The sequence below is a fragment of the Thalassoglobus sp. genome (assembly GCF_048270125.1).
Lineage (GTDB): Bacteria > Planctomycetota > Planctomycetia > Planctomycetales > Planctomycetaceae > Thalassoglobus.
On sequence record NZ_JBLWTN010000008.1, the window covers coordinates 274,757 to 284,319 of the forward strand.

Below are 9,563 nucleotides of genomic sequence, written 5' to 3' on the forward strand. Positions count from 1 at the left end.
CAGCAACAAGAATCAGGAGACATTTCGTGGCGGAGAACTGGCAGTCGCTCTTCTTTGAGCAGGTTCAAGATGCCTACATCGTGATTGACGTCAACAGTGTCGTCCTGTCGTGGTCCGCTCAGGCTGAAAAGTTGTTTGGTTGGAGCGCCGACGAAGCTGTCGGGACGACCCTCGCTTCCCTCATCATCCGTGATGAGGACCTGGATGCTCATCTGTCTGGTTTGAAAACATATCAATCCACCGGCGATGGGCCACTCATCAACAACACGACAAAGCATATTGCGAGAACGAAATCAGGTTCGACGGTTCCCGTTGAACTGTATGTTGTCCCGATCAAATCGGGAGAGAACTTCCAATTTGTAGGTTGCGTTCGCGAAGCCGAAGAGATCGATCGTCAATCTATTTTTCGACCTGCACTTGAGTCGTTTCCCGGAGAAGAAAACTCGATTCAAATTGCTCTTCAAAATGCTTTGCAGGAGATTTGCACGACTCTGGGCTGGGAGGTTGGCCACGGGTTGATCGTTGATGAACTCGAGAAAAGTTTAGTCTCGACCGAGATCTGGCAGTTTGCGACGCAGGAAGTGGCCTCTCAAGCGGCTGATCTGAAGAATGCGACCCATTTTTTGTTAGGGGAAGATCTTCCCGGGCGTGCCTGGGAGAGCCATGAAGAAGTCTGGCTGACGAGCACCAACTCGCCCAGAGTGCGGGACAACGCATCCCTCAGCGAGTTCTTCAACTCTGGAGTGGCTGTTCCGATTCTCACCGATGGAAGTGTCTCAGCGGTACTGGAGTTCTTCGATTCTGGAGACCGAGCCCAGAGTCCTGAAGTTGTGGATCTCATCAAGCAGTCAGCTTCCAAGCTCAGTTATGAGCTTGAACGACATCGTTGGCATCGAGAGATGTCATTCCTGGCTGAGATCGTCGAATCAACGACTGATGCGGTCATCGGAAAGGATCGAGCTGGGAAAATTGTACTCTGGAATCATGGCGCCGAGTTGACCTACGGATACTCCGAGGCAGAAGCACTCGGAAAGTCGATTTCCATCATTTTGCCAGATGGAGTGAATGAAGAAGAACAAGAAATTCGGGACATCGTTGCGACACAAAAACGCCTCTCCTCATTCGAGACCGTTCGAAGGAACAAGGCTGGGGAACTTCTGGATATTTCGCTGACGATTACTCCGATTCGTGATCGGGAAAATCGATGGATCGGTTCCGCAACAATTGAACGTGACATCACCGCTTTTACTGAATCGATTTATGAACTTCATGATCGTGAAGAAAAACTCCGGCTGATTATGGAAGCTTCCGGAGAAGCAATTTACGGAATTGACCTCGAAGGAAAATGCACCTTCGCGAATCGTGCATGCATGCAAATTCTGGGGTACGAATCAATGGATCAGGTGCATGGTCAAGACATGCATTTGTTGACTCATCACTCTTTCGCAGACGGAAGTGAGTATCCGCGGCACCAATGTAAAATCCTGCAAACATTCCGGTTAGGGAAGTCGATCCATATTCAAGACGAAGTTTTTTGGAAGAAAGACAACACAAGTTTTCCCGCAGAATATTGGTCCTCGCCCATCCGTCGCGGTGATGAAATTGTGGGTGCGGTTATTGTCTTTGAGGACGCAACGCAAAAACAAGCGGATGATCGGACGCGGGCAGAATTGGCAGCTATTGTTGAATCTTCACGTGACGCCATCGTCGGGAAATCACTCGATGGAATCATCAAAACCTGGAATCGTTCAGCGGAAGAGCTTTACGGATATTCCGCAGAGGAAGCAATCGGTCAGGCGTATTCGTCGCTTGTTTGCCAAGGAGATGACTCAGAGTCGACAATTCAGGAAATCCACAACGACGATTCCGGCATACCAATTGAAGCTGTCCGGAGACGCAAAGATGGGACTCTGATTGACGTCGGGGTGACCGAGTCGGCGATTCATATTGCTCAAGGGAAAATTATCGGGACGGCATCGATTGAGCGAGACATCACCGTTCGAAAACAACGAGAGGCAGAACTCGAATCCGCTCGCAAAACTGCGGAAGTCGCAAACCAAACGAAAACAGAATTCCTCGCAAACATCAGCCATGAATTACGTACGCCCATGAACGGCGTGTTAGGGATGCTGCAGGTCGCACTCGAAGAACAACTTCCCGCAGCGTTGCGAGACTATCTGGCAACGGCTCACGATTCTGCGGAAACATTGTTGTTGCTTCTCGACGAGTTGTTGGACTTTTCGCGTTTAGAAACAGGGCAGTTTGAGATCATCTCCGAAACGTTCGATATCCATTCGGAAATCGATTTAGCTTTGAAGGCCCTTGCACTCCGTGCTCACGAGAAGGGCCTCGAATTGATCGTTGACATCGATCCGAATGTCCCAGTCTGGGTTGAAGGTGATGCGGGACGTCTTCGTCAAATTATCACCAATCTTGTTGGCAATTCGATCAAATTTACCGACGTCGGCGATATCGTTTTGAAGGTGTCGAATGAATCTCGAACGGAAGAATTCATTCGGCTGAAATTTATCGTCAAGGATACAGGGATCGGGATTTCAGACGAAAATTTGGAAACGATTTTTTCTCCCTTTACCCAAGTCGATTCCTCAATGACACGTTCCCGAAGCGGGTCCGGGCTTGGGCTGGCGATTTGCGATGAACTCATCGAAAAGATGGGTGGGACAATTTCTGTCACCAGTGAAGTTGGAGTTGGGACGACCTTCGAAGTCAATCTTCTCTTCCGATTTGCCAACAAGCCGGAACATCATCCAGACTTGCGTCAATTAGCAGGAGAACAGGCGCTCATTGTGGACGACAATGATGCTAACCGCGAAATTCTTTCGAAACTCCTGGATAATTTCTCCATGCGGGTGAACTCTGCTGAGAATGCCGGAGAAGCGATCAATTTATTGCGAAAATCGTCGGACTCTGAATCGATGTTCGGGATTGCGATCATCGATTCCCTGATGCCTGAAACGGACGGGATGAGTCTTGTCCAGGAGTTGAGGAATCAGGGGAATAACATGCCGATCATTCTCATGGTTTCTCCCGGAGAGCGACTCGCCGTTGAGCAAAATGCCCAGAAGCTTGGGATCTCAACATTTCTGGAGAAGCCGGTCTCTCGCTCAGATGTTTTCGATGCCGTGATGACAGCGTTGCGTGGACCGCAATTAACCCGTGAATCGTTTGAAGAGCTGACCCCGGTTACACATCGAGCGCTTTCGGTCCTTGTTGCGGAAGATACTCCTGCCAATCAGAAAGTGGTCAGAGCGATTCTGGAAAGGCGAGGACATCAGGTGACGATCGCTCACAACGGTAAAGAAGCGTTGACGAAGCTGAATAATGATCAAAGCTTCGACATCATCTTAATGGATGTTCAGATGCCTGTGATGGATGGGCTACAGGCGACTCGCGCGATTCGTGATCAGAAGGAATTTCATGACATTCCGATTATCGCGATGACTGCCCACGCACGCCGTGAAGATCGCAGGCGTTGTCTTCAAGCGGGGATGTCAGGATATATTTCCAAACCATTGGACGTTAATAAACTGATTCGGCTCATTGAAAAGTTTTCCAAGAGTAAAAAAAGTAGTCCTGCTCAGGTTGAATCAAAATCACCTGTCCGAGAAAAAGTTCAACCAACAATGATCGTGAATTTAGATGCAGCTCTCAAGCGATTGGGAGACGACGAGGAGCTTCTAGACTGTATGAAAACCGCGTTTCTAGAAGATTCCCCGCAGTTACTTGAAGAAATTAAGACTGCCCATGAGAACTCCAGTTTCCCAGAGTTGCACCGGGCAGCACACAGCTTGAAAGGACTTGCATCAAACTTCGACGCATTCAAACTCGTTGCTTCGGCAGCGGAGATTGAGAACGCCGCAAAGGTGAGTCAGCCGGTGGAGCCGACTTTGATTGCTCAGGTCGAACGTGACCTCGACGATGTCAGAAAGGCCGTGCAATAGGAGATTTGAAGTCGCAGCGATTCACAGAATTAGCGATTCTGAGATTTCACTGCCTGTTCAGATTTTGTGAAGCAAGGAGTGACTCCACTGCGCAATGGAAACCGCGGATAGCCTGCTGAAGCTATCCGCGTGCAATATTTTTGATGATCAGCGACGCGATTTTTAATCGTCTGCGAGTGAGTCACGCAGGTCGCGAATCTGATCATGCGTCGCTTTGACACTGGCGTACTGGCGAGTCAGGATGTCGTTGACTGCGCTTCCTGCAGTCTGTCGGAGTATCTCTTCGTATGCCTCTTTAATCTGATCTTCACCACGTTCAGCTTCAGCCACAACTGCGTGGGCGTCGTTTGATGTCATCAACTCGCGGCATTTCATCCAGCATCGGTGAAGTGCTGCAGCGTAGCTGCCTGAGCGATTGACCGTCTCGTCGTTAATGGTCAGGTAAGTTGCCAGCTCGTCTGCTTGTTCGCGACGTTGCTGACCAATTTCTTTGAATGCAACTTTGAGCACACCCGAGTTGATATTCTTTGCTGCGTAATCAAACCCGTCTGCACTATCAATGTTCATTTGAACGAGTTGCTCCAGGCCTTCAATTGTGTTTTTATTTAAATCAGCTTTTGTTTCGAGAGCCATCTCTATTCCTCCAAAATTAAATATGATTGAGTTGAGAATATTGAATCTAATAGGGCAAGGAACGTGCCAAAGCGGTTGACAATCTAGTATGTCCTTCTCTCGTGATGGGGACCCTTCGAACGAAAACGACACATTTGTCAGCGAATTGCCACAGATTTAGAGACTTTTTGGAGGCTAATGAAATCTTCTGGAAAACTTTCTGAGCGGACGAACTCACCAGCTTCAGAAGCCTTTCTCAATCTGGTTGATTGCTACTCTGCCAGCCTGTTTGAATATCTATCAGCCTCACGAGCGTTGACAGACCAGTGATCACAGCTGGTGGAAAACCAAGTGGCAACATTCTGTAGCTGAACTGTGTAACTGAATTGTGCGGCTGAACTGGGCGAATGAAATGAGGCTCAGACCTTTTGGTGGAGTTCCACTTTGCTGAGGTCGTGACCTTCACCGGACGCAGGGATAAGGGGTCGCGTGAAGCGACCTCGCGGTTGAAGCTCAATGTTGCAGTGTCTGGTTTGCAGTGTCTGGTTTGCACTCTTTCCGGAATTGCCTTCCTGTTTAAAAGGTCTGTTTGCACGACGCTGGTGTGAAAACTTTCTTTGTTGGCTGGTTCTCGATCAGTGTGAGTTGTGCGAGATCAATTTCTTACGTCGTACGCCGCTTGGATTTTTTTGCTGTGAAACAACTTCGATATTGCATTTCCCGAATTAGTGTTCGCGTTCAACTTCGTGTCGGACAGCTATTTTACTGACGAAACGCCTTTTAAACGGGCACACGGTAAAGCAAGCAGCTGTGGAAATAGCTCTGACGTTCTTACTGGAGTGGGACAGGAAGTTGCAAAAAATGATGAGAAAAATGACTTTGGCATAAAGCCTGCATAATCCGGTTTCATCAAACATCAGAACAATCTTCAACAGTCAGTTGGATGATTCAAGATTTTCAATCAAAAGGAGTATGCAGATGTTATTTTCAAAACCTCACCTGATTCTTTGTCTTGCCGGGCTTCTCGCAGTTGGGTGTACCACAGATTCGGGAGACATCCAGGAAGCACGCCAAGATCTGGAAGAGACGAAACAGGAAGCCAGACAGGACATCGCACAGGCCGAACAGAACGTTCATGAGACTCGTAAGTTCAGCCAGGAAGAAATGGAAGAAGAGCAAGAAGCTTTGGAAAACTTAGCTGAGACTAAGAAAGAAGCTCGAGAGGACATCAACTCAGCGGAGAAGAATCTTCGCGAAACAAAAATCGAAGCTGAGAAAGATCGCAGAGCTAACCTGACAGCCGCTCAGGAAGATTTGAAGGCTCAGGAGAAAGACGTTCTTCAAGCTCAACAAAAAGTTGATGAATTGAAGGTCGAACTTGACGCTGCTCAAGCGAAGTTGAAAGAGCTTCAAGAGGGTGCCGACAAGGATGCGATTGATGCAGCACAGGACGAAGTGAAATCGAAACTTGAAGAATTGAAGCAAGCAAAAGATACTCTTGAAGAAGAAAAAATCGAGGTTGCTAACTCTCATAAGAAGATCAACGAATTGAAATCTGAATAGAGTTACGATCGACACTCTTTTCTAAGAGACTGAATTAGACCGTCGCGAGGGGATGATGATCATCCTCTCGCGATTTTTTTTGGTTTCGGGACTTCAAAAATTGAGCGGGAGCGAACTTCAGGTGGGCGAAAACAGGATTCATGTTAACATGATCGAGCGGTGGCGAGCATTGAATCAGTCGGAAGCGAAGTAAGTTGCAGAGCGTAATGCAGGTGATTGCACGCTAGTGCAAAACACTGCACGAGCCAGGGCGTTTGCTCTCCAGAATTTCCTGAAAGTGGTGATGTCAGCATGCTGAATGACTCGCGTTGTTGTGAATTTCAGCAAAGCGACTGCCTCGGCACGTCAATCGCACTTGGCCGATTTTGTGAAATAACCAATCCCCGCGACGATCTAAAAGTAAAGTTCAACACGTGCCTGCTTCGAAATTAAGACTCTTTCAACGTGTGGCAATCTTGTTCGTGATGTGCTGCACTCTCCTTGCACACGGAGAAAACGCTGTTGCCTCTGCTGCTCAAATCGACACGCAGACTCCTGTGGCAGAAAGCTCTCCGCCAGAAGTTCATGATGAGGGACTTGAAAAAGAAGGACTTGAGAAAGAAGGCGAGGAACATGGAGGGCAGCACGCTGATCCCATTGCTCCGGTGTTATTTGGGATTGTGGTGATTCTTCTGGCGGCGAAAGTTGGCGGGCACGTTTTTGAGATCCTGGGACAACCTGCTGTTCTGGGCGAACTTGTCATCGGAATGGTGCTGGGGAATTTATCTCTGATCGGGATTGATCAACTCGACTTTCTGAAAGTGGACTACACGCATCATCAAAACTTTGACCTGCTCGATTATGAACACTTAGCCGGAGTGACCGTTGATCACTTGGCTCGAATCGGTGTGATTTTACTTTTGTTTCAAGTCGGGCTGGAATCCTCAATCCGACAGATGCGGCGCGTCGGCTCGTCGGCACTGCTGGTGGCGTTGATTGGTGTGATAGTGCCAACAGCCTTAGGGTGGATTTGCGGGGCAATCATGCTGCCGAATCACCATTGGCCCGTCCACATGTTTCTGGGAGCAACGCTGAGTGCAACGAGCGTGGGGATCACGGCTCGTGTCCTGAAGGATCTGAACGTTTCCACAACCAAAGAGTCACAGATCATTCTGGGTGCTGCGGTGATTGATGATGTCTTAGGCCTGGTCGTTCTGGCGGTGGCTCAGGGAATGATCGCTGGAATGGGAGCTGCGATGATGGGGGGCGAATCTCAATTCGGGCTCATGGAACTAGGGTATATCATGATGAAAGCGATGGGCTTTCTGATCGCGGCGATTGTTCTGGGACAGTACGTTTCAAGGCCTCTCTTTGCAGTTGCAACCTATCTTCGCGGGAAGGGGCTGCTGGTTGTTACCTCCCTGTTGATCTGCTTTGGGTTTGCCTGGGGCGCCGATGCTGCTGGACTCGCGACCATTGTCGGAGCGTTTGCTGCTGGGTTGATTTTGGATGAAGTCCACTATGCCGAACTTCGTGAAAAGCATGATGAGGGAACTCTCGACGAGTTGCTCTCACCGCTGATTGACCTGATGGTGCCCATCTTCTTCGTGGTGATGGGATTGCATGTTGACCTGCGTAGCTTCGCAAGCTTCTCGGTGATTGGTCTGGCGAGTGTGCTGACGATTGTCGCAATCCTCGGCAAGCAGGCTTGTGCACTGGGAGTCCTTGAGCGCGGAGCGAACAGGACCGTTGTGGGGCTCGGAATGATTCCACGTGGAGAAGTCGGCCTGATCTTCGCTGCGATTGGATTGCAACTTCGGTTGGGGCCAGAACGAGTTGTTGATGAGAGTACCTATTCCGCACTTGTTGTCATGGTGATGGTCACCACGATGGTCACTCCGCCGCTATTGAAGTGGGGCTTCGGACGAGCTGAGTCAAAAGTCGCTGACGAGAATGGCCTCACTTGAAATCGTCAGAGCGAATCTCGCATGGATTGCAGGTCCCGAGGTAAGGTCCGTTTTCGATTTCAGATCGGTCGTGATCCCGGTCGTGGGGTTGATGTTTCTAAAACGATCCGGTTACAAAGATAAGAATGACAACCGGAAAAACAACATGCTGCATTGTCGGCGGTGGCCCAGCCGGGATCTTTCTTGGATATCTCCTCGCTCGTTCCGGTGTGCCCGTGACTGTGCTGGAAAAGCATGCAGATTTTCTCCGTGACTTCCGGGGCGACACGATTCACCCGTCGACATTTCAACTCCTTGATGAGCTTGGCCTGCTGGAAGAGTTTCTATCGATCACTGACTTTCAAACGGAACAGCTTTGGATCAATTTTGAAGGTCAACGAATTGCCGGGCCGACGTTTGCTCACCTGAAGACAAAGTGTAAGTTTATCGGCTTCGCGCCCCAGTGGGACTTTCTGAATTTGCTCAGCCAGGAAGCAGGCAAGTTCGATTGCTTCGACTTGAGGATGAGTACTCGAGCCACTGATGTGATCCGGGAAGAGGGCAAAGTCGTTGGAGTCCGCTGCGAGTCAGACAAGCGTGAATACGAAATCAGAGCCAATCTTGTTGTTGCAGCCGACGGACGAAATTCAACAGTTCGTGCAGTGACAGGTCACACGGTCGTTGAATCCGGAGTTCCCATTGATGCACTCTGGTTTAGGATGGATCGACCTCAACATGGTGAAGGGGAGACGCTGGGCTGGCTCCGCGATGGGCACATGCTAGTGACCATTCCCCGCAGAACTCACTCGCAGATCGCTATGGTAATTCGCAAAGGCTGTTTCGATCAGATTAAGTCTCAGGGGATCGATGCATTCCGCCAGACAATTCGTAAGGTCTGTCCGCCGCTTGCAGATGTTGCCTTAAGTTTGAAAGACTGGGGTCAGGTGAAACTGCTGACAGTGCAGATCAATCACATGGAGCAGTGGTTTGAAAATGGGTTGCTGTTTCTTGGCGATTCGGCGCATGCGATGTCACCCATGGGGGGAGTGGGGATCAATCTGGCGATACAGGACGCTGTCGCCGCAGCCAATCAGCTTGTGACTCCTTTAAGGAATGGCACCCTCAAATTGGAAAATCTGCAGGCGATTCAAACCCGAAGAGAACCCGCAGCTAGAAAAACACAACGACTCCAGGTTCGTGCCCATGCCATTCTTTTTGGAAGGAGTACTGGACCGGATCAGGCGTTCTCCATTCCATGGACGATGCGAACCGCAGCTTGGCTGTTCGCACCACTTTTGCGAAGAATCGCTGGACGATGGATCGGTCTGGGCTTTCAACCGGAACAGATCCAAACGAAAATTGTGGAAAGTTGAGGTCTCGCAATTCGAGTACGTGAACTTCACGTACCCGACAAGCATAGAAGCTGCTCTAGAGCATCTTTCTTTTAGTTTTTCAGTAGATTTGAGGTGATTGGTGATTTAGTCTATTGGTTGTGTGGGGC

5 protein-coding genes are annotated in these 9,563 nt (G+C 49.4%); 4 read left to right on the top strand and 1 reads right to left on the bottom strand.

Features of this window, described 5'->3' with window-relative positions; all coding sequences use genetic code 11:
* The first annotated feature begins 26 nt into the window (after positions 1-26).
* Positions 27-3,962, top strand: coding sequence for a PAS domain S-box protein (locus ACN0YR_RS12460; protein WP_417849554.1), 3,936 nt, complete (start codon positions 27-29; stop codon positions 3,960-3,962).
* Between the two features lie 162 nt (positions 3,963-4,124).
* Here ACN0YR_RS12460 and ACN0YR_RS12465 read toward each other — a convergent pair whose 3' ends face one another.
* Entirely contained in the window at positions 4,125-4,595 is a 471-nt protein-coding gene (locus tag ACN0YR_RS12465; RefSeq protein ID WP_417849555.1) for a PA2169 family four-helix-bundle protein, read from the bottom strand.
* A 957-nt stretch (positions 4,596-5,552) separates the two neighbouring features.
* On the opposite strand from ACN0YR_RS12465, the gene ACN0YR_RS12470 reads away from it, so the two are divergent.
* The 3 genes from ACN0YR_RS12470 (at position 5,553) to ACN0YR_RS12480 (ending at position 9,435) form a co-directional block, all read left to right on the top strand.
* Complete coding sequence (locus ACN0YR_RS12470) at positions 5,553-6,137, top strand: hypothetical protein (protein WP_417849556.1); 585 nt, start codon at positions 5,553-5,555, stop codon at positions 6,135-6,137.
* A gap of 413 nt (positions 6,138-6,550) precedes the next feature.
* Complete coding sequence (locus tag ACN0YR_RS12475) at positions 6,551-8,083, top strand: cation:proton antiporter (RefSeq protein WP_417849557.1); 1,533 nt, start codon at positions 6,551-6,553, stop codon at positions 8,081-8,083.
* Between the two features lie 125 nt (positions 8,084-8,208).
* On the top strand, positions 8,209-9,435 hold the full coding sequence (locus ACN0YR_RS12480; protein ID WP_417849558.1) for an FAD-dependent oxidoreductase: 1,227 nt from the start codon (positions 8,209-8,211) through the stop codon (positions 9,433-9,435).
* The last annotated feature ends 128 nt before the right edge of the window (positions 9,436-9,563 follow it).

Coding starts and splice junctions, on each gene's coding strand:
- ACN0YR_RS12465 (WP_417849555.1), bottom strand. CDS start 4,595: ATGGCTCTCGAAACAAAAGCTGATTTAAATAAAAACACAATTGAAGGC.
- ACN0YR_RS12470 (WP_417849556.1), top strand. CDS start 5,553: ATGTTATTTTCAAAACCTCACCTGATTCTTTGTCTTGCCGGGCTTCTC.
- ACN0YR_RS12480 (WP_417849558.1), top strand. CDS start 8,209: ATGACAACCGGAAAAACAACATGCTGCATTGTCGGCGGTGGCCCAGCC.